The 24,520-nt window shown below is 67.3% G+C and carries 34 protein-coding genes and 1 tRNA gene; 34 read left to right on the top strand and 1 reads right to left on the bottom strand.

Annotated elements, in window-relative coordinates:
- Window positions 1-6 precede the first annotated feature (6 nt).
- The 34 genes from rpsJ to KAK06_RS09280 all read left to right on the top strand — a co-directional run bounded on the left by rpsJ (window position 7) and on the right by KAK06_RS09280 (window position 22,229).
- Window positions 7-318, top strand: a complete 312-nt coding sequence (gene rpsJ / locus KAK06_RS09445) for a 30S ribosomal protein S10 (protein ID WP_210801696.1) — start codon at window positions 7-9, stop codon at window positions 316-318.
- Between the two features lie 225 nt (window positions 319-543).
- Window positions 544-1,215 (top strand): 50S ribosomal protein L3, encoded by a 672-nt coding sequence (gene rplC, locus KAK06_RS09440; protein ID WP_210801695.1) that lies wholly within the window; start codon window positions 544-546, stop codon window positions 1,213-1,215.
- Window positions 1,215-1,835, top strand: a complete 621-nt coding sequence (gene rplD / locus KAK06_RS09435; protein WP_210801694.1) for a 50S ribosomal protein L4 — start codon at window positions 1,215-1,217, stop codon at window positions 1,833-1,835. Before rplC ends, rplD begins: the two co-directional genes overlap by 1 nt.
- Window positions 1,832-2,143, top strand: a complete 312-nt coding sequence (gene rplW, locus KAK06_RS09430) for a 50S ribosomal protein L23 (protein ID WP_210801693.1) — start codon at window positions 1,832-1,834, stop codon at window positions 2,141-2,143. The genes rplD and rplW overlap by 4 nt, the downstream gene beginning before the upstream one ends.
- A 2-nt stretch (window positions 2,144-2,145) precedes the next feature.
- Complete coding sequence (gene rplB, locus KAK06_RS09425) at window positions 2,146-2,970, top strand: 50S ribosomal protein L2 (protein WP_210801692.1); 825 nt, start codon at window positions 2,146-2,148, stop codon at window positions 2,968-2,970.
- Window positions 2,971-2,980: 10 nt separating this feature from the next.
- Window positions 2,981-3,256 carry a 30S ribosomal protein S19 gene (rpsS, locus tag KAK06_RS09420; RefSeq protein ID WP_210801691.1) on the top strand — a complete coding sequence of 92 codons (276 nt, stop codon included), beginning with the start codon at window positions 2,981-2,983 and terminating at the stop codon, window positions 3,254-3,256.
- Between the two features lie 12 nt (window positions 3,257-3,268).
- Complete coding sequence (gene rplV, locus KAK06_RS09415) at window positions 3,269-3,598, top strand: 50S ribosomal protein L22 (RefSeq protein ID WP_210801690.1); 330 nt, start codon at window positions 3,269-3,271, stop codon at window positions 3,596-3,598.
- A gap of 8 nt (window positions 3,599-3,606) precedes the next feature.
- The gene (rpsC, locus tag KAK06_RS09410; RefSeq protein WP_210801689.1) at window positions 3,607-4,461 is read left to right on the top strand and encodes a 30S ribosomal protein S3; all 855 of its coding nucleotides are present in this window, start codon (window positions 3,607-3,609) and stop codon (window positions 4,459-4,461) included.
- Between the two features lie 2 nt (window positions 4,462-4,463).
- The gene (rplP, locus tag KAK06_RS09405) at window positions 4,464-4,880 is read left to right on the top strand and encodes a 50S ribosomal protein L16 (protein ID WP_210801688.1); all 417 of its coding nucleotides are present in this window, start codon (window positions 4,464-4,466) and stop codon (window positions 4,878-4,880) included.
- Between the two features lie 14 nt (window positions 4,881-4,894).
- The gene (rpmC, locus tag KAK06_RS09400) at window positions 4,895-5,095 is read left to right on the top strand and encodes a 50S ribosomal protein L29 (protein WP_210801687.1); all 201 of its coding nucleotides are present in this window, start codon (window positions 4,895-4,897) and stop codon (window positions 5,093-5,095) included.
- On the top strand, window positions 5,092-5,367 hold the full coding sequence (rpsQ, locus tag KAK06_RS09395; protein WP_210801686.1) for a 30S ribosomal protein S17: 276 nt from the start codon (window positions 5,092-5,094) through the stop codon (window positions 5,365-5,367). The genes rpmC and rpsQ overlap by 4 nt, the downstream gene beginning before the upstream one ends.
- Window positions 5,368-5,503: 136 nt before the next feature.
- Entirely contained in the window at window positions 5,504-6,019 is a 516-nt protein-coding gene (locus tag KAK06_RS09390; RefSeq protein ID WP_210801685.1) for a peroxiredoxin, read from the top strand.
- 254 nt (window positions 6,020-6,273) lie between these two features.
- On the top strand, window positions 6,274-6,642 hold the full coding sequence (rplN, locus tag KAK06_RS09385) for a 50S ribosomal protein L14 (protein WP_119156770.1): 369 nt from the start codon (window positions 6,274-6,276) through the stop codon (window positions 6,640-6,642).
- 27 nt (window positions 6,643-6,669) lie between these two features.
- Window positions 6,670-6,987 carry a 50S ribosomal protein L24 gene (rplX, locus tag KAK06_RS09380; RefSeq protein ID WP_210801684.1) on the top strand — a complete coding sequence of 106 codons (318 nt, stop codon included), beginning with the start codon at window positions 6,670-6,672 and terminating at the stop codon, window positions 6,985-6,987.
- Window positions 6,988-7,029: 42 nt separating this feature from the next.
- Window positions 7,030-7,569: a 50S ribosomal protein L5 gene (gene rplE, locus KAK06_RS09375; RefSeq protein ID WP_210801722.1), complete on the top strand. Its 540-nt coding sequence runs from the start codon at window positions 7,030-7,032 to the stop codon at window positions 7,567-7,569.
- A gap of 8 nt (window positions 7,570-7,577) precedes the next feature.
- Window positions 7,578-7,883 carry a 30S ribosomal protein S14 gene (gene rpsN / locus KAK06_RS09370; RefSeq protein WP_210801683.1) on the top strand — a complete coding sequence of 102 codons (306 nt, stop codon included), beginning with the start codon at window positions 7,578-7,580 and terminating at the stop codon, window positions 7,881-7,883.
- A 24-nt stretch (window positions 7,884-7,907) separates the two neighbouring features.
- Window positions 7,908-8,303 carry a 30S ribosomal protein S8 gene (gene rpsH / locus KAK06_RS09365; protein ID WP_210801682.1) on the top strand — a complete coding sequence of 132 codons (396 nt, stop codon included), beginning with the start codon at window positions 7,908-7,910 and terminating at the stop codon, window positions 8,301-8,303.
- A 15-nt stretch (window positions 8,304-8,318) separates the two neighbouring features.
- Window positions 8,319-8,852, top strand: coding sequence for a 50S ribosomal protein L6 (gene rplF, locus KAK06_RS09360; RefSeq protein ID WP_210801681.1), 534 nt, complete (start codon window positions 8,319-8,321; stop codon window positions 8,850-8,852).
- Window positions 8,853-8,863: 11 nt separating this feature from the next.
- The gene (gene rplR / locus KAK06_RS09355) at window positions 8,864-9,223 is read left to right on the top strand and encodes a 50S ribosomal protein L18 (protein WP_210801680.1); all 360 of its coding nucleotides are present in this window, start codon (window positions 8,864-8,866) and stop codon (window positions 9,221-9,223) included.
- A gap of 24 nt (window positions 9,224-9,247) precedes the next feature.
- On the top strand, window positions 9,248-9,766 hold the full coding sequence (gene rpsE / locus KAK06_RS09350; protein WP_210801679.1) for a 30S ribosomal protein S5: 519 nt from the start codon (window positions 9,248-9,250) through the stop codon (window positions 9,764-9,766).
- A gap of 20 nt (window positions 9,767-9,786) precedes the next feature.
- Window positions 9,787-9,972, top strand: coding sequence for a 50S ribosomal protein L30 (gene rpmD / locus KAK06_RS09345; protein WP_210801678.1), 186 nt, complete (start codon window positions 9,787-9,789; stop codon window positions 9,970-9,972).
- Window positions 9,973-10,002: 30 nt separating this feature from the next.
- Window positions 10,003-10,434 carry a 50S ribosomal protein L15 gene (gene rplO / locus KAK06_RS09340; protein WP_210801677.1) on the top strand — a complete coding sequence of 144 codons (432 nt, stop codon included), beginning with the start codon at window positions 10,003-10,005 and terminating at the stop codon, window positions 10,432-10,434.
- A 29-nt stretch (window positions 10,435-10,463) separates the two neighbouring features.
- Window positions 10,464-11,774: a preprotein translocase subunit SecY gene (secY, locus tag KAK06_RS09335; RefSeq protein WP_210801676.1), complete on the top strand. Its 1,311-nt coding sequence runs from the start codon at window positions 10,464-10,466 to the stop codon at window positions 11,772-11,774.
- A gap of 30 nt (window positions 11,775-11,804) precedes the next feature.
- On the top strand, window positions 11,805-12,023 hold the full coding sequence (gene infA / locus KAK06_RS09330) for a translation initiation factor IF-1 (protein ID WP_210801675.1): 219 nt from the start codon (window positions 11,805-11,807) through the stop codon (window positions 12,021-12,023).
- A 37-nt stretch (window positions 12,024-12,060) separates the two neighbouring features.
- Window positions 12,061-12,174: a 50S ribosomal protein L36 gene (rpmJ, locus tag KAK06_RS09325; RefSeq protein ID WP_210801674.1), complete on the top strand. Its 114-nt coding sequence runs from the start codon at window positions 12,061-12,063 to the stop codon at window positions 12,172-12,174.
- A 32-nt stretch (window positions 12,175-12,206) separates the two neighbouring features.
- The gene (gene rpsM, locus KAK06_RS09320) at window positions 12,207-12,572 is read left to right on the top strand and encodes a 30S ribosomal protein S13 (protein WP_210801673.1); all 366 of its coding nucleotides are present in this window, start codon (window positions 12,207-12,209) and stop codon (window positions 12,570-12,572) included.
- Between the two features lie 26 nt (window positions 12,573-12,598).
- Window positions 12,599-13,003 (top strand): 30S ribosomal protein S11, encoded by a 405-nt coding sequence (gene rpsK, locus KAK06_RS09315; RefSeq protein WP_210801672.1) that lies wholly within the window; start codon window positions 12,599-12,601, stop codon window positions 13,001-13,003.
- A gap of 210 nt (window positions 13,004-13,213) precedes the next feature.
- Complete coding sequence (gene rpsD / locus KAK06_RS09310) at window positions 13,214-13,837, top strand: 30S ribosomal protein S4 (protein ID WP_210801671.1); 624 nt, start codon at window positions 13,214-13,216, stop codon at window positions 13,835-13,837.
- 158 nt (window positions 13,838-13,995) lie between these two features.
- Window positions 13,996-14,988, top strand: a complete 993-nt coding sequence (locus KAK06_RS09305) for a DNA-directed RNA polymerase subunit alpha (RefSeq protein ID WP_210801670.1) — start codon at window positions 13,996-13,998, stop codon at window positions 14,986-14,988.
- A 119-nt stretch (window positions 14,989-15,107) separates the two neighbouring features.
- Window positions 15,108-15,503 carry a 50S ribosomal protein L17 gene (gene rplQ, locus KAK06_RS09300; RefSeq protein ID WP_210801669.1) on the top strand — a complete coding sequence of 132 codons (396 nt, stop codon included), beginning with the start codon at window positions 15,108-15,110 and terminating at the stop codon, window positions 15,501-15,503.
- A gap of 94 nt (window positions 15,504-15,597) precedes the next feature.
- Window positions 15,598-17,427 (top strand): protein-disulfide reductase DsbD, encoded by a 1,830-nt coding sequence (gene dsbD, locus KAK06_RS09295; protein ID WP_210801668.1) that lies wholly within the window; start codon window positions 15,598-15,600, stop codon window positions 17,425-17,427.
- A 59-nt stretch (window positions 17,428-17,486) separates the two neighbouring features.
- A tRNA-Met gene (locus tag KAK06_RS09290) sits at window positions 17,487-17,563 on the top strand.
- Between the two features lie 162 nt (window positions 17,564-17,725).
- On the top strand, window positions 17,726-18,637 hold the full coding sequence (locus KAK06_RS09285; RefSeq protein ID WP_210801667.1) for an ABC transporter ATP-binding protein: 912 nt from the start codon (window positions 17,726-17,728) through the stop codon (window positions 18,635-18,637).
- 1 nt (window position 18,638) lies between these two features.
- Window positions 18,639-22,229 (top strand): ABC transporter permease/M1 family aminopeptidase, encoded by a 3,591-nt coding sequence (locus KAK06_RS09280; protein WP_210801666.1) that lies wholly within the window; start codon window positions 18,639-18,641, stop codon window positions 22,227-22,229.
- Here KAK06_RS09280 and KAK06_RS09275 read toward each other — a convergent pair.
- Window positions 22,210-24,495 carry a glycoside hydrolase family 3 N-terminal domain-containing protein gene (locus KAK06_RS09275; RefSeq protein ID WP_210801665.1) on the bottom strand — a complete coding sequence of 762 codons (2,286 nt, stop codon included), beginning with the start codon at window positions 24,493-24,495 and terminating at the stop codon, window positions 22,210-22,212. The genes KAK06_RS09280 and KAK06_RS09275 overlap by 20 nt on opposite strands.
- Window positions 24,496-24,520 lie beyond the last annotated feature (25 nt).

The following is a 24,520-nucleotide window of genomic DNA, read 5'->3' as shown; positions in this document are numbered from 1 at the left end:
CGGACCATGTCCAAGCAAAAGATCCGCATCCGCCTCAAGGCCTTCGACTACAAGCTGATCGACCAATCGGCTCTGGAAATCGTTGACACCGCCAAGCGCACCGGCGCGATCGTCAAGGGCCCCGTGCCCCTGCCGACCCGCATGCAGCGTTTCGACATCCTGCGCTCGCCGCACGTCAACAAGACCAGCCGCGACCAGTTCGAGATCCGCACGCACCAGCGCCTGATGGACATCGTCGACCCGACCGACAAGACCGTGGACGCGCTGATGAAGCTCGACCTGCCGGCCGGCGTGGACGTGGAGATCAAGCTCCAGTGAGCGTTTGACCGTTCCCGGGCACCCCTTGCGGGTTAGCCCGGGGCCGGCTATACTCGCCAGCTTTTGCGCAAGGCGGCCACTCGTGGTCGCCTTTGCGTCATCACTTTTCACAACTGCGGCGCTGCGAAGTGGCGTTGGAGTGAGAGGCTTGATGACACCGTCAGCCCGGCCAATCGTTGTCGGGGATGTGAAAACCCAGCTCCTTCAGTGGAGCGGAGAAGAACCATGAGTCTGAGCAACCGTCTCGGTTTGCTGGGCCGCAAGGTGGGCATGATGCGCGTGTTCACGGATGATGGCGATGCCATCCCCGTGACCGTGCTGGATGTGTCCAACAACCGCGTCACCCAGGTCAAGACCGTCGAGACCGACGGCTACAGCGCCCTCCAAGTGGCGTTCGGAACGCGCAAGGCATCGCGCGTGACCAAGCCGGAAGCCGGCCACCTCGCCAAGGCGGGTGTCGAAGCCGGTGAAGTCCTGAAGGAATTCCGCGTCGACGCCACCGTGGCCGCCGAATACAAGGCTGGCGCCACCGTGCCCGTCACGCTGTTTGCCGCCGGCCAGAAGGTCGACGTGCAAGGCACCTCGATCGGCAAGGGCTACGCCGGCACGATCAAGCGCCACAACTTCAGCTCGCAGCGCGCCTCGCACGGCAACAGCCGTTCGCACAATGTCCCGGGCTCCATCTCGATGGCCCAGGACCCGGGCCGCGTGTTCCCGGGCAAGAAGATGACCGGCCACATGGGCGACGAAACCGTCACCACCCAGAACCTCGACATCGTCCGCATCGATGAAGCCCGCCAGCTGCTGCTGGTGCGTGGCGCGGTGCCGGGCGCCAAGAACGGCTTCGTGACCGTGCGTCCCGCCGTCAAGGTCAAGGTCAAGAAGGGAGCCAACTGATGCAACTCGAGCTCCTGAACGAACAAGGGCAGGCCACCTCCAAGGTGGATGCGCCTGACACCGTGTTCGCCCGCGACTACAACGAAGCCCTGGTTCACCAGGTCGTGGTCGCCTACCAGGCGAACGCCCGTCAAGGCACCCGCAAGCAGCTGACCCGTCGCGAGGTTCACCACTCGACGAAGAAGCCGTTCCGCCAGAAGGGCACCGGCCGCGCGCGCGCCGGCATGACCTCGTCGCCGCTGTGGCGCGGGGGTGGTCGCACCTTCCCGAACACGCCTGACGAGAACTTCTCTCAGAAGGTCAACAAGAAGATGTACCGCGCCGCCATGGCCACCATCTTCTCGCAGCTGGCCCGTGACGGCCGCATCGCGGTGGTCGATTCGCTGACCATCGAGGCGCCCAAGACCAAGCTGCTGGCGTCCAAGTTCAAGGCCATGGGCCTGGACTCGGTGCTGGTGATTGCCGACACCGTGGACGACAACCTGGCGCTGGCCTCGCGCAACCTGGCCAATGTGCTGGTCGTCGAGCCGCGCTACGCCGATCCGCTGTCGCTGGTCTTCTACAAGAAGGTGCTGGTGACCAAGGGCGCGATCGAGCAGCTCAAGGAGATGTTCGCATGAGCACCAAGTTCAACGAGGGCCGCCTGGCCCAGGTGCTGGTCGCCCCGGTGATCTCCGAGAAGGCCACCTCGGTCGGCGAGAAGCACAACCAGGTGATGTTCAAGGTCCTGCGCGACGCCACCAAGCCCGAGATCAAGGCAGCCGTCGAACTGCTGTTCAAGGTCGAGGTCGAGGCGGTCAACGTCGTCAACGTCAAGGGCAAGGTCAAGCGCTTCGGTCGCTCGATCGGCCGCCGCGACCACGTCAAGAAGGCGTATGTCTCGCTGAAGGCTGGCCAGGAGCTCAACTTCTCCGGGGAGGCCGCGTAATCATGGCTGTCGTCAAAGTCAAACCGACCTCGCCGGGCCGCCGCGCCGTCGTCAAGGTCGTTCACAAGCACCTGCACAAGGGCGCCCCTGAGGCGTCGCTGCTGGAGCCGCAAAAGCAGAAGTCTGGCCGCAACAACAACGGCCACATCACGATGCGTCACAAGGGTGGTGGTCACAAGCACCACTACCGCGTCGTCGACTTCAAGCGCAACAAGGACGGCATCCCGGCGAAGGTCGAGCGCATCGAGTACGACCCGAACCGCACCGCCCACATCGCGCTGGTCTGCTACGCCGATGGCGAGCGTCGCTACATCATCGCCCCGCGCGGTCTGGAAGTCGGCGCCACCATCCTGAGCGGCGCCGAGGCTCCGATCAAGGCTGGCAACACGCTGCCGATCCGCAACATCCCCGTGGGCTCGACCATCCATTGCGTCGAGATGCTGCCGGGCAAGGGCGCGCAGATCTGCCGCTCGGCCGGCACCTCGGTGACGCTGATGGCCCGCGAAGGCACCTACGCGCAGGTCCGCCTGCGCTCGGGTGAAGTGCGCAAGATCCACATCGACTGCCGCGCCACCATCGGCGAGGTCAGCAACGAAGAGCACAACCTGCGCCAGTACGGCAAGGCCGGTGCGATCCGTTGGCAGGGCATCCGCCCGACCGTCCGCGGTACCGCGATGAACCCGGTCGACCACCCGCACGGTGGTGGCGAAGGCCGCACCGGCGAAGGCCAGGTGCCGGTGTCGCCGTGGAACACCCTGACGAAGGGCTACCGCACTCGCAACAACAAGCGCACGCAGACTTTCATCGTCTCGCGTCGCAAGAAGTAAGGGCTGGACCATGGCACGTTCACTCAAGAAGGGTCCGTTCGTGGACCATCACCTGGTGGCCAAGGTCGACAAGGCCGTGACCACCAAGGACAAGAAGCCGATCAAGACCTGGTCGCGTCGCTCGACCATCCTGCCCGACTTCATCGGCCTGACGATTGCCGTGCACAACGGCAAGCAGCACGTTCCGGTGTATGTGACCGACCAGATGGTCGGCCACAAGCTGGGCGAGTTCGCGCTGACCCGCACGTTCAAGGGTCACCCCGCGGACAAGAAGGCCAAGAAGTAAAGGAACACGACGATGGAAACCAAAGCAATCGTCCGTGGCGTCCGCCTCTCTGTGGACAAGGGCCGCCTGGTGGCGGACATGGTCCGCGGCAAGAAGGTGGATCAAGCCCTGAACATCCTGACCTTCACCCAGAAGAAGGCCGCCGGCATCGTCAAGAAGGCGCTCGAGAGCGCCATCGCCAACGCCGAGCACAACGACGGCGCCGACATCGACGAACTGAAGGTCACCTCGATCTACGTCGAGCAGGGTGCCACGCTGAAGCGCTTCGCTGCGCGCGCCAAGGGCCGCGGCAACCGCATCAGCAAGCCGACCTGCCACATCTACGTGACCGTGGGGAACTGAGGAAGACCATGGGACAGAAAATCCACCCGACCGGCTTCCGCCTGCCCGTCACCCGTGCCTGGGCGTCGCGCTGGTACGCGAACAGCCGCAACTTCGCCGGCATGCTGGCTGAAGACCTGGATGTGCGCGAGTACCTCAAGGCCAAGCTGAAGAACGCCGCCGTCTCGCGCATCCTGATCGAGCGTCCTGCCAAGAACGCCCGCATCACGATCTACTCCGCCCGTCCGGGCGTGGTGATCGGCAAGAAGGGCGAGGACATCGAGAACCTGAAGGCCGAACTGACCAAGCGTCTGGGCGTGCCGGTGGCCGTGAACATCGAGGAAGTGCGCAAGCCTGAAGTCGATGCTCAGCTGATCGCCGACTCGATCACCCAGCAGCTGGAAAAGCGCATCATGTTCCGCCGCGCCATGAAGCGCGCGATGCAGAACGCGATGCGCCTGGGCGCCCAGGGCATCAAGATCATGTCCGCCGGCCGCCTGAACGGCATTGAAATCGCCCGTACCGAGTGGTACCGCGAAGGCCGCGTGCCCCTTCACACCCTGAAGGCCGACATCGACTATGGCTTCTCCGAAGCCAAGACGACCTACGGCGTGATCGGCGTGAAGGTGTGGGTCTACCGCGGTGACCGCCTGGCCAACGGCGAGGCGCCCACCATCAACACCCCGGCCGGTGCCGAGGACGACCGCCGCCCGCGCCGCAACGCCCGCCCGGGCGCGCCGGCTGGCCGTGGCCGCCCCGGTGACCGTGCTCCGCGCGCTGCCGCTGGCGACAAGCCGGCCGAGGCTGGCGCCGGTGCCGCCGCCACCCCCGGTGTGAAGCGCGTGCGCAAGACGCCCGCCGCCGGTGAAGGCAAAGGAGAATAAGCATGCTGCAACCCGCACGTCGCAAGTACCGCAAGGAGCAGAAGGGCCGTAACACTGGCGTCGCCACCCGTGGCGCCAGCGTGGCCTTCGGCGACTTCGGTCTGAAGGCCACCGAGCGTGGCCGCATCACCGCGCGCCAGATCGAGGCGGCACGTCGTGCCATCTCGCGTCACATCAAGCGCGGTGGCCGCATCTTCATCCGCATCTTCCCGGACAAGCCGATCTCGCAGAAGCCTGCCGAGGTCCGCATGGGTAACGGCAAGGGCAACCCGGAGTACTACGTGGCCGAGATCGTTCCCGGCAAGGTGCTCTACGAAATCAACGGCGTCCCCGAGGCGCTGGCCCGTGAAGCCTTCACGCTGGCTGCCGCCAAGCTGCCGCTGCGCTGCACCTTCGTGGCGCGCCAGATCGGCGCCTGAGGAAAGGACAGCACATGAAAGCATCTGAACTGCGTACCAAGGACGTGGCCGCGCTCGAGAAGGAAGTCTCCGACCTCCTGAAGGCGCACTTCGGTCTGCGCATGCAAAAGGGCACGCAACAGCTGGGCAACACCGCCCAGCTGGGCAATGTCCGCCGTGACATCGCCCGTGCCAAGACCATCCTGGCCGAGAAGAAGAAGGGAGCCGCGAAGTGAGCGAAGCCCAAGCCACCACCAAGGTCCAGCGCACCCTGATCGGTCGCGTCGTCAGCGACAAGCGCGCCAAGACGGTCACCGTCCTGGTCGAGCGTCGCGTCAAGCACCCGCTGTACGGCAAGATCGTCGGCGAGTCGCGCAAGTACCACGCGCATGACGAGAACGGCGAGTACAAGATGGGTGACACCGTCGAGATCTCCGAGTCGCGTCCGCTGTCCAAGACCAAGAACTGGGTCGTGACCCGTCTGGTCGAGAAGGCCCGCCTGGTCTGATCGCCTGACCGTCCCGCAGGTGGGGTCTTCGCGGCCCCGCGCGTTACTGAAGCCGCTGCGCTGGAAGAATCCGGCCCAGCGGCTTTCTTCATTCCCCCGGGCCTGGCCGTTCCCACAACAAGAAGGAGAGCTCCCCATGATCCAGGTTGGCGACAAGCTGCCCGGCGGCACGCTGTACGAGTTCATCGAGGTCGAGGGCAATGGCTGCAGCCTGGGCCCCAACGCCTTCGACATCGAGAAGGCCACGGCTGGCAAGACCATCGCGCTGTTCGCGCTGCCGGGCGCCTACACGCCCACCTGCTCGGCCAAGCACGTGCCCGGCTACGTGGAGCTGCACGACCAGCTCAAGGCCGCTGGTGTCGACGAGATCTGGTGCGTGTCGGTCAACGACGCCTTCGTGATGGGTGCCTGGGGCCGCGACCAGAAGACCGGCGGCAAGGTGCGCATGATGGCCGACGGCTCGGCCGATTTTGCCCGCGCCACCGGCCTGACGCTGGACCTCAGCGCCCGCGGCCTGGGCCTGCGCAGCAACCGCTACTCGGCCCTGGTGGTCGACGGCGTGGTGCGCACGCTCAATGTTGAGGGCCCTGGCCAGTTCGAGGTGAGCGACGCCGCCACCCTGCTCACGCAGGCCCAGCAGCTCGCACGCTGAAAAACTTTCGCCCAGGGCTGTTGACACGGCCTTGGGCCTGGCTGCATAATAGCCAGCTTCGCCGGAAGTGGCGCTGCTTTGCCGTTGTCGACTGTGCTTGACAAGGACGCAAGGCAAGCCGCCTTCGGATTTCTGCCCAATCGGTCGAGGGTGCTTCCCCAGGAGGCGCCCAGAGCCAGACGGGCCCAATACTGACCGCGACAGCCCACGCCAAGGGGGTGTGGGCGCCGCGGGAGCAAGTTGGGGACATTGACATGATCCAAATGCAATCGCGGCTTGACGTCGCGGACAACACGGGCGCCAAGTCCGTCATGTGCATCAAGGTGCTGGGCGGCTCCAAGCGTCGCTACGCCGGTATCGGCGACATCATCAAGGTGAGCATCAAGGAAGCTGCTCCCCGTGGCCGCGTCAAGAAGGGCGAGGTCTACAGCGCCGTCGTCGTGCGCACCGCCAAGGGTGTGCGCCGCCAGGATGGCTCGCTCGTCAAGTTCGACGGCAACGCCGCTGTCCTGCTGAACAACAAGCTGGAGCCGATCGGCACCCGCATCTTCGGCCCGGTGACGCGCGAGCTGCGTTCCGAGCGCTTCATGAAGATCGTGTCGCTGGCGCCCGAGGTGCTGTAAGCGCTTCGCACCGACAAAGGAAACGCGATGAACAAGATTCGCAAGGGCGACCAGGTCGTGGTCCTGACCGGCCGTGACAAGGGCAAGCGCGGCACCGTCTCGCTGCGCGTTGATGCCGACCATGTCGTGGTCGAAGGCATCAACATGGTCAAGAAGCACGTCAAGCCGAACCCGCTGAAGGGCACCACCGGTGGCGTGATCGACAAGACCATGCCGATCCATCAATCCAACGTGGCGATCTGGAACGCCGCCGCCGGCAAGGCCGATCGCGTGGGCATCAAGACCCTGGCCGATGGCAAGCGCGTGCGCGTGTTCAAGTCCAGCGGCGAAGAGATCAAGGCTTAAGGCGGGGTATCCAGCATGAGTCAACAACAACAAGCCGCCGTCATCGCCCGACTGCAGGCCTTCTACCAGGAAAAAGTCGTCCCCGACATGATGGCCAAGTTTGGCTACAAGTCGGTGATGGAAGTGCCGCGCCTGACCAAGATCACGCTCAACATGGGCGTGGGCGAGGCCGTGGCCGACAAGAAGGTCATGGACAACGCCGTCGGCGACCTGACCAAGATCGCCGGCCAGAAGCCCGTGGTCACCAAGAGCCGCAAGGCCATCGCGGGTTTCAAGATCCGTGACGGCGTGCCCATCGGCTGCATGGTCACCCTGCGCGGTGCCCGCATGTACGAATTCCTGGACCGCTTCGTCACCGTGGCCCTGCCGCGCGTGCGTGACTTCCGCGGCATCTCGGGTCGCTCGTTCGATGGCCGTGGCAACTACAACATCGGCGTCAAGGAACAGATCATCTTCCCGGAAATCGAGTACGACAAGATCGACGCGATCCGTGGCATGAACATCTCCTTCACGACCACCGCGAAGACCGACGACGAGTGCAAGGCGCTCCTCGCCGCCTTCCGCTTCCCGTTCAAGAACTGAGGTGACACGTGGCTAAGGTTTCCCTGATCCAGCGCGAAGAAAAGCGCGCCAAGCTTGTCGCCAAGTACGCGAAGAAGTACGCCGAGCTGAAGGCCATCATCGACAACGCCAAGAAGTCCGAGGAAGAGCGCTACGCCGCGCGCCTCGAGCTGCAGAAGCTGCCCCGCAACGCGAACCCGACCCGCCAGCGCGCCCGCTGCGAGCTGACCGGCCGTCCCCGCGGCACGTTCCGCAAGTTCGGTCTGGCCCGCTCCAAGATCCGCGATCTCGCCTTCAAGGGTGACATCCCTGGCGTGATCAAGGCCAGCTGGTAATCAAGGCGACAAGGAGATAACACCATGAGCATGAGTGATCCCATCGCCGACATGCTGACCCGCATTCGCAATGCCCAGGCGGTCGAGAAGGCATCGGTGTCGATGCCCGCCTCGAAGCTGAAGGTGGCGATTGCCCAGGTCCTCAAGGATGAAGGCTACATCGACGCTTACGCTGTCAAGAGCGAGAGCGGCAAGAGCGAACTCGAGATCGGCCTGAAGTACTACGCCGGCCGTCCCGTGATCGAGCGCATCGAGCGCGTGAGCCGCCCCGGCCTGCGCATCTACCGTGGCCGCGATGCCATCCCCCAGGTCATGAACGGCCTGGGCGTGGCGATCGTCACGACCCCCAAGGGCGTGATGACCGATCGCAAGGCGCGCGCTGCCGGTGTCGGCGGCGAAGTGCTGTGCTACGTGGCCTAAGGGAGGAATCGAGCAATGTCCCGCGTTGGAAAAATGCCGATCACCGTCCCGCAAGGCGTGGACGTGAAGATCGCTGCTGACCAGATCACCGTCAAGGGCGCCCAGGGCACCCTGGTGCGTGCTGCCAATGGCCTGGTCTCCGTGAAGCAGGAAGGCGCCGTGCTGTCGGTCGCTCCGGCCAACGAATCGGCCGAGGCGAACGCCATGAGCGGCACCATGCGCGCGCTGCTGGCCAACATGGTCAATGGCGTCAGCAAGGGCTTCGAGAAGAAGCTGAACCTGGTCGGCGTGGGCTTCCGTGCCCAGGCCCAGGGTCAGAAGCTGAACCTGCAGATCGGTTTCTCGCACCCGGTCGTCAAGGAAATGCCTGCCGGCATCACCGTGACCACCGCGACGCCCACCGAAATCGTCATCAAGGGTGCTGACCGCCAGGTGGTGGGTCAGCTCGCCGCCGAAGTGCGCGCCATCCGGCCGCCCGAGCCCTACAAGGGCAAGGGCATCCGCTATGCCGACGAGCGCGTGGTCATCAAAGAGACCAAGAAGAAGTAAGGAGCGACACCATGCTGAACAAGAAAGAGCAGCGCCTGCGTCGTTCGCGCCAGACCCGCGAGCGCATCGCCACGCAAGGCGTCGCGCGCCTGACCGTCTTCCGCTCGAATCTGCACATCTACGCCTCGGTCATCTCCGGCTGCGGCAGCAAGGTCCTGGCCTCGGCCTCGACCGCCGAGAAGGACGTGCGCACCGAACTGTCGGGCAAGGGTGGCAACACCGATGCCGCGGCCCTGGTGGGCAAGCGCATCGCCGAGAAGGCCAAGGCCGCTGGCGTCGACAAGGTGGCTTTCGACCGTGCGGGCTTCGCCTACCACGGCCGTGTCAAGGCCCTGGCCGAAGCCGCTCGCGAAGCCGGCCTGCAGTTCTGATCCGCGCGAAAAGGAAACCTGAAAATGGCAAAGTTCACTCCCCGCGCCCAGACTGAAGGCAATGACGACGGCCTGAAGGAAAAGATGATCGCGGTCAACCGCGTCACCAAGGTCGTCAAGGGTGGTCGCACGCTGAGCTTCGCGGCGCTGACCGTGGTTGGCGACGGCGACGGCCGCGTCGGCATGGGCAAGGGCAAGGCCAAGGAAGTGCCGGTGTCGGTGCAGAAGGCCATGGATTCGGCCCGCCGCAACATGGTCAAGGTGCCGCTGAAGAACGGCACGATCCACCATGTGGTCAAGGGTCACCATGGCGCCGCGCGCGTGCTGATGATGCCCGCGCCGGCCGGTACCGGCATCATTGCCGGCGGCCCGATGCGCGCCGTCTTCGAAGTGCTCGGCATCACCGACATCGTCGCCAAGAGCCACGGCACCTCGAACGCCTACAACATGGTCCGTGCCACGCTCGACGCGCTGAAGAACGTGTCGACGCCGGCCTCGATCGCTGCCAAGCGCGGCAAGTCGGTTGAAGAGATCTTCAACTGATCAGCCCAGCAGGAGCCAACATGACTGACGCCAAGAAGACCCTCACGGTCAAACTGGTCAAGAGCCCGATCGGCTGCAAGGAATCCCACCGCGCCACCGTGCGTGGCCTGGGCCTGGGCAAGCTCAACAGCCAGCGCACCCTGGAAGACACCCCGGCGGTTCGCGGCATGATCAACAAGATTTCCTACCTGGTCCAGGTGCTGTAAGCACCGCGCCTGATCGACAGGAAAAGCACCATGCAACTCAACACCATCCAGCCGGGCGCCGGCTCCAAGCACGCCAAGCGCCGCGTCGGCCGTGGCATCGGCTCGGGCCTGGGCAAGACCGCGGGCCGCGGCCACAAGGGCCAGAAATCCCGTGCGGGCGGCTACCACAAGGTTGGCTTCGAAGGCGGTCAGATGCCGCTGCAGCGTCGTCTGCCCAAGCGCGGCTTCAAGTCGGCTTCGCTGAAGTACAACGCCGAGGTCACGCTCTCCGAGCTGCAAGCCCTGGGCGCTGCCGAGGTCGACGTGTCGACCCTGAAGGCAGCCGGCCTGGTGCCGCAGCTGGCCAAGAACGTCAAGGTCATCAAGTCCGGTGAACTGAGCGCCAAGCTGTCCCTCAAGGGCATCGGCGCTACCGCTGGCGCGAAGGCCGCGATCGAAGCCGCCGGCGGCACGCTGGGCTGACCCGCACGCGCTGAAGGACACCCACGCTCGTGGCAACCTCTCCGACTCAGCTGGCCAAGACAGGCAAGTTCGGCGACCTCAATCGCCGGCTGGTCTTCCTCTTGCTGGCGCTGGTGGTGTACCGCATCGGGGCGCATATCCCCGTGCCGGGCATCAACCCGCAGCAGCTGCAGGCCCTCTTCGAGGGTCAGCAGGGCGGCATCCTGAACCTGTTCAACATGTTCTCGGGTGGCGCGATGTCGCGCTTCGCGGTCTTCGCGCTGGGGATCACGCCGTACATCTCGGCGTCGATCATCATGCAGCTGATGACCTACGTGGTGCCCAGCCTCGAAGCCTTGAAGAAGGAAGGCGAGTCCGGCCGTCGCAAGATCACCCAGTACACCCGCTACGGCACGCTGGGCCTGGCGATCTTCCAGTCGCTGGGCATTGCCCTGGCCCTGGAAGGCTCGACCGGCCTGGTGCTCAACCCCGGCTTTGGCTTCCGCATGACGGCGGTGGTCAGCCTGGTGGCCGGCACGATGTTCCTGATGTGGCTGGGTGAGCAGATCACCGAGCGCGGTCTGGGCAACGGCATCTCGATCCTGATCTTCTCGGGCATCGCGGCGGGCCTGCCCAGCGCGATCGGCGGCCTGTTCGAGCTGGTGCGCACCGGTGCGATGAGCATCATTGTGGCGCTGTTCGTGCTGGCCCTGGTGGTGGGTGTGACCTATGTCGTGGTGTTCGTCGAGCGGGGTCAGCGCAAGATCCTGGTCAACTACGCCAAGCGCCAGGTCGGCAACAAGGTCTATGGCGGCCAGTCCTCGCACCTGCCGCTGAAGCTGAACATGTCGGGCGTGATCCCGCCGATCTTCGCCTCGTCGATCATCCTGCTGCCCGCCACCGTGGTCGGCTGGTTCGCCACCGGCGACGACATGCGCTGGCTGAAGGACATCTCGGGCACGCTGCAGCCGGGTCAACCGATCTACGTGATGCTGTACGCCGCGATGATCGTGTTCTTCTGCTTCTTCTACACGGCGCTCGTGTTCAACAGCCGCGAGACCGCCGACAACCTGAAGAAGAGCGGTGCGTTCATCCCGGGCATCCGGCCGGGTGAGCAGACCGCGCGCCACATCGACAAGATCCTGGCCCGCCTGACGCTGGCCGGTGCCGTGTACATCACGCTGGTCTGCCTGCTGCCGGAATTCCTGCAGCTCAAGTACAGCGTTCCGTTCTACTTCGGTGGTACCAGCCTGTTGATCATCGTGGTCGTCACGATGGACTTCTGGGCCCAGGTGCAGTCGTACGTGATGAGCCATCAGTACGAATCACTGCTGAAGAAGGCCAATTTCAAGGCGAGCTGAAGGTAGAGGTCCCACAGCCGTCGCAGTTCCATGGCGAAAGACGACGTCATCCAGATGCAGGGGGAGATCCTCGAGAACCTGCCCAATGCCACCTTCCGCGTGAAGCTGGACAATGGGCACGTGGTCCTCGGACACATCTCCGGCAAGATGCGCATGCACTACATACGCATCCTCCCCGGCGACAAGGTGACGGTTGAGCTGACGCCCTACGATTTGAGTCGCGCTCGGATCGTTTTCCGCGCAAAGTAAACGTTCAAGAGCGCTTGAACCTGTCAAGGAGAAGACGATGAAAGTCGCTGCATCGGTCAAGAAGATGTGCCGCAACTGCAAGATCATCCGGCGCAACGGTATCGTGCGCGTGATCTGCACCGACCCGCGTCACAAGCAGCGCCAGGGCTGATGCCCGGCCGCTGAGGAATCCAAGGAAGCACCATGGCACGTATTGCTGGTATCAACATTCCGCCGCAAAAGCATGCGGAGATCGGCCTGACCTACATCTTCGGTATCGGCCGCACGACCGCGCAGAAGATCTGCGAGGCGGTGGGCATCCCCTTCTCCAAGAAGATCAAGGACCTGACCGACGGCGACCTGGAGAAGATCCGGGAAGAGGTGGGCAAGCTGACCATCGAGGGCGACCTGCGTCGCGAGACCTCGATGAACATCAAGCGCCTGATGGACCTGGGCTGCTACCGCGGCTTCCGTCACCGCCGCGGCCTGCCGATGCGCGGCCAGCGCACCCGCACCAATGCCCGCACCCGCAAGGGTCCGCGCAAGGGCGCCGCCGCGCTGAAGAAGTAAGCCCTCTGCCGTAGGAAGACCAAGACATGGCCAAGTCCCCTGCCAATAACGCGGCCCGCCGCGTGAGCAAGAAGATCCGCAAGAACGTTGCGGACGGCATCGCTCACGTGCACGCCTCGTTCAACAACACCATCATCACCATCACCGACCGCCAAGGCGGCGCCCTCTCGTGGGCTTCGTCGGGTGGCCAGGGCTTCAAGGGTTCGCGCAAGTCGACCCCGTTTGCCGCCCAGGTCGCTGCCGAGAACGCCGGCCGTGCTGCGCAGGAACAGGGCATCAAGAACCTGGACGTGCGCATCAAGGGCCCGGGCCCGGGCCGTGAGTCGTCGGTGCGTGCCCTGGCCTCGCTGGGCATCCGCATCAACTCGATCTCCGACGTCACGCCGATCCCGCACAACGGCTGCCGTCCGCAGAAGCGCCGCCGCATCTGATGGCGCGCAGGCCCCGGCTTGCCGCGGGCCTGCTACAATGAAGAGTTTTCCCGCATGCCGGCGATGGCGTTAGCCATGCGTCGGCCATTTTGACTCCAAGCCCACCGTCTGCCGCCCGCGGGCCCCTGCGCCCCGGCCACAGACTCGCGCATCACCTCGGCTCGCCGCCGTGGTTCGGATGCGTCAGACCGACCAACGAAGGACAACACCGTGGCACGTTACCTCGGCCCCAAGGCCAAACTTTCCCGCCGTGAAGGCACCGACCTGTTCCTGAAGAGCGCCCGCCGCGCCATCAGCGACAAGGCCAAGTTCGAATCCAAGCCGGGCCAGCATGGCCGCACCTCCGGCGCCCGCACCTCCGACTTCGGTCTGCAGCTGCGCGAGAAGCAGAAGGTCAAGCGCATGTACGGCGTGCTCGAGCGCCAGTTCCGCCGCTACTTCGCCGAAGCCGATCGCCGCAAGGGCTCGACCGGCGTGAACCTGCTGCAGCTGCTGGAATCGCGTCTGGACAACGTCGTCTACCGCATGGGCTTCGGCTCGACCCGCGCGGAAGCCCGCCAGCTGGTCTCGCACAAGGCCCTCACCGTCAACGGCATCGTCGTCAACATCCCGTCCTACCAGGTCAAGGCCGGTGACGTGATCGCCGTGCGTGAAAAGGCCAAGAAGCAGCTGCGCATCGCCGACTCGCTCAAGCTCGCCGAGTCGATCGGCCTGCCGGCCTGGGTCTCGGTCGATGCCACCAAGCTGGAAGGCACCTTCAAGAAGGCGCCTGACCGCGACGAATTCGGCGCCGAGATCAACGAATCGCTGATCGTCGAACTGTATTCGCGTTGATGAATACCGGCCGCCACGCGCAGCCCCCAGCGGGGCGGCGCGTGGCGGCCACTGCCGTTGCGGTATGCCGGTTCCGCAGCGGTCGACATCGCTTCCGGCGTGGTCCGCCAGCCTTATCGGTGTAACGAGCCGAGGGTATTGAGAGGAACAGGACTTACATGCAAACCAATCTGCTGAAACCCAAAGCCATCGTTGCGGAGCCGCTGGGCGGCCACCGCGCCAAGGTCACGCTCGAGCCCTTCGAGCGCGGCTACGGTCACACGCTGGGCAACGCGCTGCGTCGCGTGCTGCTGTCGTCGATGGTGGGTTACGCACCGACCGAGGTCACCATCGCTGGCGTGCTGCACGAGTACTCCACGATCGACGGTGTCGCCGAGGACGTGGTGCACATCATGCTGAACCTCAAGGGCGTGGTGTTCCGTCTGCTCAACCGCGACGAGGTCACTCTGGTGCTGCGCAAGGAGGGCGAAGGCCCGGTCACCGCGCGCGACATCCAGACCCCGCACGACGTCGAGATCGTCAACAAGGACCATGTCATTGCCAACCTGGCCCAGGGTGGCAAGCTCGACATGCAGATCAAGGTCGAGAAGGGCCGCGGCTATGTGCCGGGCAACCTGCGCCGCTTCGGCGACGAGCCGACCAAGTCGATCGGCCGCATCGTGCTGGACGCCTCCTTCTCGCCGGTCAAGCGCGTGAGCTACGCGGTCGAGAACGCCCGCGTCGAGCAGCGCACCGACCTCGACAAGCTGGTCATGGAAATCGAGACCAACGGCGCGATTTCCCCTGAGGAAGCCATCCGCGCCTCGGCCAAGATCCTGGTCGAGCAACTGGCGGTCTTCGCCCAGCTGGACGCTGGCGTCGAGTTCGGCAGCCCGATCGCCACCGGCGACAAGCCGGCCGGCCCGATCGACCCGATCCTGCTGCGCCCGGTCGACGAGCTCGAGCTCACCGTGCGCTCGGCCAACTGCCTGAAGGCCGAGAACATCTACTACATCGGCGACCTGATCCAGCGCACCGAGACCGAGCTGCTGAAGACCCCGAACCTGGGTCGCAAGTCGCTCAACGAGATCAAGGAAGTGCTCGCCTCGCGCGGCCTGACCCTGGGCTCGCGCCTCGAGCACTGGCCGCCCCAGGGCCTGGACAAGCGCTGATCCATTGAACCCGCCGGCCGCTCCATCCGGGGCGCCGGCACAACACCACCAGCCCTCGGGCTGACGTGCACACCCCGGTACCTTGTCCGGCCGGGGTTCCATAACGAAAGGAAAGCACCATGCGCCACCGTAACGGCCTTCGCAAGCTGAACCGCACCTCCGAGCACCGCGCCGCGATGCTGCGCAACATGTCGGTCTCGCTGCTCACCCACGAAGCCATCAAGACCACCCTGCCCAAGGCCAAGGAACTGCGCCGCGTCGTCGAGCCGCTGATCACGCTGGCCAAGATCGACAGCGTGGCCAACCGCCGCCTGGCCTTCGCCCGCCTGCGCGACCGTGACGTCGTCACCAAGCTGTTCAACGACCTGGGCAAGCGCTACAACGCCCGTCCGGGCGGCTACACCCGCATCCTGAAGATGGGCTTCCGCGTCGGCGACAACGCCCCGATGGCCTTTGTCGAGCTGGTGGATCGCCCTGAAGTGGCCGACGCCCCCGCCGAGGCCGCCGCCGAGTAATCCACGGCTGCCCCTGCGAACAAGGCCCGCCCCGTGCGGGCCTTTTTTCATGGGTCGGGAACCACCCGTCCCGGACGCCCCTCAGAATGTGATCATGCGACTGTTCCGCCTCTTCACGCTGCTGCTGATCGCGCTGGGCGCTTCGATGCTCGCCCGCGCGGCCGATTTCCTGGAGCCCGACCAGGCCTTCAAGCTCTCGGCCCAGGCCGCCGGGCCCGACGCCGTGCAACTGCGCTTCGAGATCGCCGACGGCTACTACCTGTACCGCGAGCGCTTCAAGTTCGTGGTCGCCGACGGCGCCACGCTGGGCGAACCCGAGGTCCCCAAGGGCAAGGTCAAGTTCGACGAGACCTTCCAGAAAGAGGTCGAGACCCACCGCGGCGCGCTGCCCATCCGCCTCCCCGTGACAGCGGCCAGCGGCCCCTTCGTGCTGGAGGTCACCTCGCAAGGCTGCGCCGACGCCGGCCTGTGCTACCCGCCTGAGACGCAGCGCCTGCAGGTGTCGTTGGCGGGCTTTGGCGGCGATGGCAGCGTGCAGGTCCTCCGTGCCGACGCGGCGGCCACCCCGGTGGCCGGCGGCAGCCTGCTGGGAGGCGCTGCGGCGGCGCCGCCGGCCGACAGCTCGGCCGAGCCGCAGGGCGAGACCGCCCGCATCGAGCGCGTGCTGCGCGACGGCAACTGGTGGACCACCGTGGGCGCCTTCTTCGTGATGGGCCTGCTGCTGGCCTTCACGCCCTGCGTGCTGCCGATGCTGCCCATCCTGTCGTCGGTGATCGCCGGCCAGGGCGAGGTCTCACGCCGCCGCAGCTTCGCGCTGGCCGTGGCCTACTCGCTGGGCATGGCCCTGGTCTACACCGCGCTGGGCGTGGCCGCCGGTCTGGCCGGCGAAGGCCTGGCCGCCGCGCTGCAAAAGCCCTGGGTGCTGGCCAGCTTCGCGCTCATGCTGGTGGCCTTCTCGCTGGCCATGTTCGACGTCTACGAGCTGCGCCTGCCCAGCGGCCTGCACAACCGCCTGCACGGCGTGTCGGCCCAGCTGCCCGGCGGCCGCTTTGTGGGCGTGTTCCTGATGGGCGGCCTGTCGGCGCTGATCGTCAGCCCCTGTGTCAGCGCGCCGCTGGCTGGGGCGCTGGTCTTCCTGAGCCAGAGCCGCGACGTGGTGCTGGCCGGCAGCGCGCTGTTCGCGCTGGCCTGCGGCATGAGCGTGCCGCTGCTGGCGCTGGGCGCGTCGGCCGGCGCCTGGCTGCCGCGCTCGGGATCATGGATGCATGCGGTCAAGCACTTCTTCGGCCTGCTGCTGCTGGCCACCGCGCTGTACATCGTGCAGCCGGTGCTGCCCAGCTGGGCGGTGCTGGTGGGCTGGGGCGCGCTGCTGCTGGTCACCGGCTTCATGCTGAGGCCGTTTGACGCCCATCCGCACAGCCACGCTCCGCGTGTGTGGGTGCAGCGCGCGGCGGGCATCGCCGCGCTGACGCTGGGGGTGTCGCAGCTGGTGGGTGCTGCCTCAGGGGGCCGCGATCCGCTGCAGCCGCTGGGCCACTTCACCGCTGGCGTGGCCGTGGCCGCCAGCACGCTGCCCTGGCAGCCGGTGCGCAGCGTGGCCGAACTGGACGCCGCGCTGGCCAGCGCCGGCCGCCCGGTGATGCTGGACTTCTACGCCGACTGGTGCGTCAGCTGCAAGGAGATGGAGCGTTTTACCTTCACCGATGCCGATGTGCGCCAGCGCCTGAGCGGCGCGCTGCTGCTCAAGGCCGACGTCACCGCCAACAGCACCGACGACCGCGCACTGCTCAAGCGCTTCAACCTGTTCGGCCCGCCCGGCACGATTTTCTTCGACGCCCAGGGCCGCGAGATGAGCGGCCTGCGCGTCGTCGGCTTCGAGAACGCACAGCGCTTCAACGCGACGCTGCAGCGCGCTGGCCTCTGACGATCTGCACACGCTGCTGGACGATTCGCGCGAATCCGTGCTACACTGCTAGCTTCAGTCGCGGGGTGGAGCAGTCTGGTAGCTCGTTGGGCTCATAACCCAAAGGTCGCAGGTTCAAATCCTGCCCCCGCAACCACTGAGCCCCAGCATGAAGCCCGCACCCAGCGGGCTTTGTCGTTTCTGGCGCGCCCAAGAAAGTTCCGCGGCCCGTCGCACGCCGGATGCGTTTCGTCGCCTGCTTGGGCACTTCGTCGGCCGCCAGCTCGCCAGAGGCTGGGGTTGAGGCAGCATGTGCCCCATGCTGAACATCCGCGACCTCACCCACGTCTACCCCAACGGAGTGCGCGCGCTCGATGGGGTCTCGCTCGACATCCCGGCCGGCATGTTCGGCCTGCTCGGACCCAATGGCGCCGGCAAGAGCAGTCTGATGCGCTGCCTGGCCACGCTGCAGATTCCCAGCCAGGGCGCCATTGGCTTTGGCGACATCGATGTGCTGGCCCAGCCCGAGGCGCTGCGCGCCACGCTGGGCTACCTGCCGCAGGATTTCGGCGTCTACCCGCGCGTGTCGGCCGAGGACCTGCTGGACCACCTGGCGGTGCTCAAGGGCGTGGCGGGCCGCGGCGAGCGGCGCGACACGGTCGAATCGCTGCTGCGCCAGGTCAACCTGTGGGAGGCGCGCAAGAAGGCGGTGGCCGGCTACTCAGGGGGCATGCGCCAGCGCTTCGGCATTGCGCAGGCGCTGATCGGCCAGCCGCGGTTGATCATCGTCGACGAGCCCACCGCCGGCCTCGACCCCGAGGAGCGCAACCGCTTCAACAACCTGCTGGCCGAGATCGGCGAGCAGGTGGTGGTGATCCTGTCCACCCACATCGTCGACGACGTCACCGACCTGTGCCCGCGCACTGCGATCCTGGTGGGCGGGCGCATCGTCGAGAGCGGCACGCCCAGCGCGCTGATCGCGCAGCTCGCCGGCCGCATCTGGCAGGCCGACCTGGACAAGACCGAGCTGCCCGCTGCGCGCGAGCGCCACGCGGTGATCGCCACCCGGCTGCGCGCCGGGCGCACGGTCATCCGCGTGCTCAGCGCGCCGGGCGAGGGCGCGCCGGGCCCCGGCTTCACGCCTGCAGAGGCCACGCTGGAAGACGTCTACTTCGCCACGCTGCACCGCCACCGCGCCAGCGTCGCCGCCGCCGCCGCGCAAGGAGCCTGAGATGGGCGGCTCCTTCTTCAGCACGGTGGCGCGCTTCGAGTGGCGCTACCAGTTGCGCAGCCCGGTGTTCTGGGTCGGCTTCGCGTTGTTCTTCCTGCTGGCCTTCGGCGCCACCACGGTGGACCAGATCCAGATCGGCAGCAAGGGCAACGTCAACCTGAACTCGCCCTTCGCGATCGTGCAGACGCTGGCGGTGATGAGCCTGTTCGCGATCTTCGTGGTGGTGGCCATGGTGGCCGGCACGGTGCTGCGCGACGACGAGACCGGCTTCGCCCCCATCCTGCGCAGCACCCGGCTGGGCAAGGGCGCCTACCTGGGTGGGCGCTTCAGCGGCGCGCTGGCCGCGGCGCTGCTGGTGCTGGCCGCGGTGCCGCTGGGCATCGGCGTGGGCGCGCTGATGCCCTGGCTGGACCCCGAGAAGATCGGCCCCTTCCGCCCGGGCGACTACCTCTGGGCGCTGTTCGTCTTCGCGCTGCCCACGCTGGTGATCATCGGCAGCGCCTTCTTCGCGCTGGCCACCAGCACCCGCTCGATGATGTGGTCCTATGTGGGGGCGGTGGCGCTGCTGGTGCTGTACCTCGTCTCGCGCGGGCTGCTGCGCAACATGGAGCGCGATGTGGTCTCGGCGCTGTCCGATCCCTTCGGCCTGTCGGCGCTGAGCATTGCCACCAAATACTGGACCGCGGCCGATCGCAACACCCGGCTGCCCGAGCTGTCAGGCCTGTTTCTGGCCAACCGCCTGCTGTGGCTGGGCGTGGGCGCGCTGGTGTTTGCGCTCACGGCCTGGCGCTTCCGCTTCGAGCAGCGCGCGGCCAAGGTGACTGCTGCCGCGCCGGTGGCCGTGGCCGCGGCACCGGTTGCAGCGCTGCGGCCGCTGGCCGCGCCACGCGCCGACGCCGCCACCCGCCGCGCACAGTTCATGGCGCTGGCGCGCTTTGACATGGCCTTCGTGTTCCGCAGCCCGGCCTTCTTCGTGCTGCTGTTCATCGGCGTGCTCAACGCTGGCGGCGGGGCCTGGTTCAGCAACGAGTGGTACGGCAGCGGCAGCTACCCGGTCACGCGGCTGATGGTGGAAGCGCTGCAGGGCGCGTTCACGCTGATGCCCATCATCATCGCGATCTACTACGGCGGTGAGCTGGTCTGGCGCGACCGCGAGCGCCGCATGCACGAGATCGTCGACGCCACCGCCGCCCCCGGCTGGGCGCACCTGCTGCCCAAGATCGCCGCGATCGCGCTGGTGCTGCTGGCCACCTCGCTGGTGGCAGCGCTGACCGGCATGGCGGTGCAGCTGGCCAAGGGCTTCACGCAGCTGCAGCCGCTGTCCTACCTGATGTGGTTCGTGCTGCCCACGGTGCTGCTGTCGCTGCAGCTGGCGGTGCTGTCGGTGTTCGTGCAGGTGCTGGTGCCGCAGAAGTTCATCGGCTGGGGCCTGATGCTGCTGCAGGTGGTGGCGGCGATCGCGCTGGCCTCGGCCGGCTTCGAGCACAACCTGTACAACTACACCGGCACGCCGCCGGTGCCGCTGTCAGACATGGGCGGCATGTCGCGCTTCTGGATAGGCATGGTCTGGTACCAGCTGTACTGGAGCGCCTGCGCGCTGCTGCTGGCGGTGGGGGCCTTTGCCTTCTGGCAGCGCGGCGCCGGCAGCACGCTGCGCCAGCGCTGGCCGCAGGCGCGCGCGCGCCTGCGCGGCCCGGCCGGTGGGCTGGCGCTGGGCGCGACCCTCGCCTGGGTGGGCCTGGGCGGCTGGATCTTCTGGAACACCAACGTCCTCAACCGCTACCAGCCGGTCCCTGAGCAGGAGCAATTGCTGGCCGATGCCGAGCGCGCGCTGCTGCCGCTGGAGAAACTGCCGCAGCCGCGCATCACCGCGGTCACGCTGGACGTGCAGCTCTACCCGCGCGAAGCGCGCGCCGTCACCACCGGCCGCTACCAGGTGGAAAACCGCAGCGGCGGCCCGATCACCGAGCTGGTGCTGGGCTGGGCGCCGCGGCTGCAGATCGACCGTCTGGACATCCCTGGCGCCACGCTCACCGCCGACCACCCGGACTGGGGCTTCCGGCGCTACCGCCTGGACACGCCGATGCAGCCCGGCGAGGTGCGCCAGATCGGCTTTACCACCACGCTGCAAGAGCGCGGCTTCGTCAATGGCGCGCCGCTCACCCGCATCGTCGAGAACGGCAGCTTCGTCGACAACGGCGACATCGCGCCGGGCCTGGGCGTCTCGCGCGAGGGCTTCTTGAAGGACCGCGCCAAGCGCCGCAAGCAGGGCCTGCCGGCCGACCTGCGGCCGCCCACGCTGGAGGACGAATCGGCCCGCGCCTTCAACGGCCTGCGCGGTGACAGCGACTGGGTGCAGGCCGAGATCACGGTGGGCACCGACGCCGACCAGACCCCGATCGCCCCCGGCTACACCGTCAGCGACGTGACCCAGAACGGCCGCCGTACCGTGCGCTTCAAGACCGATGCACCGATCAACCACTTCTTCAGCATCCAGTCGGCGCGCTACGCGGTGAAGACCGACCGGCTGGGGGCGATCGAGCTGGCCGTCTACCACCACCCGGGGCACGACTACAACGTGCCGCGCATGCTGGCGGCGATGAAGGCCTCGCTGCAGCTGTTCGGCCAGCAGTTCTCGACCTACCAGTTCCGCCAGGCGCGCATCCTGGAGTTCCCCAGCTACGCCAATTTCGCGCAGAGCTTTGCCAACACCATTCCCTACAGCGAGAACATCGGGTTCCTGACCAGGCTGGACGATCCCGAGAAGATCGACGTGGTGACCTATGTCACCGCGCACGAGATCGCCCACCAGTGGTGGGGCCACCAGCTGGCCCCCAGCCCGCAGCAGGGCAACACGCTGCTGGTCGAGAGCTTTGCGCAGTACTCGGCGCTGCTGGTCATGGAGCAGCTCTACGGCCCCGAGCAGATGCGCCGTTTCCTGAAGTACGAGCTGGACCGCTACCTGCGCTCGCGCGGTGGCGAGGTGGTCGAGGAGATGCCGCTGGCCCGGGTGGAGAACCAGCCCTACATCCACTACCAGAAGGGCTCGCTGGCCATGTGGTGGGCCAAGGAGGCGCTGGGCGTGGAGGTGGTCAACCGCACGCTGGCCAAGCTGCTGCAGCAGTTCGCCTTCAAGCCCGCGCCCTACGCCAACAGCACCGACTTCCTGCGCCTGCTGCGCGCCGAGGCCGGCCCCGACAACGCCGCCCACCAGGCCCTGATCACCGACCTCTTCGAGAAGATCACCCTGCTCGACCTGAAGGCCCGCGACGCCAGCGCCACCCGCCGCCCCGACGGCCGCTGGGACGTGCGCTTCACCGTGGACGCGCGCAAGCTGTATGCCGACGGCAAGGGCGTCGAGACCGAGGCGCCGCTGGACGAGGAGGCCGACATCGGCGCCTTCACGGTGGAGCCCGGCAAGAAAGGCTACACCGCCCAGTCGGTGCTGGCGATGCAGCGCCAGCGCCTGACCAGCGGCAGCCAGCAGATCACGCTGACAGTGGCCCGAAAGCCGGCCTACGTGGGTATTGATCCGTACAACAAGCGCATCGATCGCAACTCGGAGGACAACCTCAGCGCGGTGAAGGAGTAGGCCCGAGCAGGCGCAAGGCCACCGGCGTGCCGGCCGCCGCCGACGGCGCCAGCCAGAGGTCGAACCAGCCGGCCTCCACCCGCTCGCGCCCCTGGCCATCGCGGTGCGCCAGGTCGTGGCGGCTCAGCGTGAAGGCCACACTGGCCGCCTCGCCGGCGGCCAGCTCCACCGCCTGCACGCCGCGCAGTTCGCGCACCGGCCGCACCGGGCTGGCCACGCGCTGGTGGATGTAGAGCTGCACCACCTCGCGCATCGCGCGCGGCCCCACATTGCGCACGCGCACACGCACCTGGCAACGGCCGTCCCAGGCCAGGGTGTCGGTGTCCAGGCTCAGCGCCTCGTAGACGATCTCGCCGTAGCCCAGGCCGTGGCCGAAGGGGTAGAGCGCCTCGTTCGTCACCTCCAGGTAGCGCGACCTGAAGCGCGTCTCGTCGGCACGTTCCTGCGGCCGGCCGGTGTTGCGGTGGTTGTAGAAGAAGGGTTGCTGGCCCGAGGCCTGCGGAAAGCTCACCGGCAGGCGGCCTGAGGGGGCGTGTCGGCCCAACAGCAGGTCGGCCAGCGCATGGCCGGACTGCTGGCCCAGGTACCAGCCGGCCAGGATCGCGGGGGCGGCGCGCACCGCGCCGCTCAGGGCCAGCGCACGGCCATGCTGCAGCACCACCACCATCGGCCTGCCGGTGGCGGCCACCGCCTCGGCCAGGGCCTGCTGCACCGGCGGCAGACCGATGTCGGTGCGTGAGGCCGATTCGCCCGACAGCGCGTCGCTCTCGCCCACCGACAGGATCACCACATCGGCCGCACGCGCCGCGGCCACGGCCGCCGCGATGCCGCCGTCCAGCGGTGTCTCGATGCCGCAGCCCGGCACCACCTGCAGCGCGGCCGGGTCGGCCAGTGCAGCGCGCAGGCCGTCTTCCAGGCTCACACCCTGCGCCGGCTCGTTCCACAGCGCCCAGGGCCCCATCAGGTGCACCCGGTCCTGCGCGAAGGGCCCGATCAGCGCGATGCGCTGCCCTTGTGCCGGCAGCGGCAGCAGGTGGCCCTCGTTCTTCAGCAGCACCACCGAGCGGCGCGCCGCTTCGCGCGCCAGCGCCACCGTCTGCGGGCGGCGCAGCGCGCTGCGCTCGCGCGCCGGGTCGAGCGAGCGGTAGGGCCGCTCGAACAGACCCAGCGCCTGCTTCACCCGCAGCACGCGCCGCACCGAGCGGTCCAGCACCGCCATCGGCACCGCGCCCTCGCGCACCAGCGCCGGCAGGTGGCGGTTGTAGAGCGCGCTGGCCATCGACATGTCGCAGCCGGCCAGAATCGCGCGCCGCGCCGCATCCTTGTCGTCGGCCGCCAGGCCATGGGTCACCAGTTCGACATCGGACGCGAAGTCCGACACCACCAGGCCCTCGAAGCCCCATTGCCGGCGCAGCACGCCGGTCAGCAGACCGTGGTGGGCGGTGGCGGGGATGCCGTTCAGGTCGTGGAAGGCCGTCATCACCGCCAGCGCGCCCGCCTCCAGGCCGGCGCGAAAGGGCGGCAGGTGCACATCGTGCAGCGTGGCGTCGGACAGCTCCACGCTGTTGTAGTCCATGCCGCCGGCCACGGCGCCGTAGCCGGCGAAGTGCTTGACGGTGGCCAGCAGGCTGTCGTCGTCGCGCAGCGAGCGCCCCTGGAAGCCGCGCACGCGCGCCGCAGCCAGTTGCTGCCCCCACCAGCTGTCCTCGCCAGCGCCCTCGACGACGCGGCCCCAGCGCTGGTCGCGCGCCACGTCCACCATCGGCGCGAAGGTCCAGTGGATGCCCACGGCGGTGGCCTCTTCGGCGGCGGCGCGGGCGGTGCGCTCGGCCAGGTCGGCATCAAAGGCGGCGGCCTCGCCCAGCGGCACCGGGAAGACGGTGCGCAGGCCATGGATCACATCGGCCGCGAACAGCAGCGGAATGCCCAGCCGCGAGCGCTCCACCGCGATGCGCTGCAGCGCCCGCCCGCTGGCCACGCCGATGCCGTTGAACAGGCCACCGACGCGCCCGGCGGCGATCTCGGCGCTGAGGTCGGCCATCGCCCGCTCGACCTGCGCCGGGTTCGCGTTCACCGCATCCTCGCGCGCGTCGTCGAAGAACAGGCTCAGCTGGCCGGCCTTCTCCTCCAGCGTCATGCGGCGCAGCAGGCGCTCGATCGCGGCAGCGTCCTTCGCGCTGGGACGCGCCGCGGCACTGCGCGCCGCCAGCAACGCGGCCGCGGCCTGGAGAAAGCGGCGGCGCAGGGGCTGGCGGGGTGAGCTCATGGAGGCACGGTGGTCGGAACGCAGG

The organism is Ideonella aquatica (assembly GCF_018069755.1).
GTDB lineage: Bacteria > Pseudomonadota > Gammaproteobacteria > Burkholderiales > Burkholderiaceae_C > Ideonella > Ideonella aquatica.
Note: the sequence above shows the minus strand (reverse complement) of the source record. Positions and strands in the feature narration are given on the sequence as shown.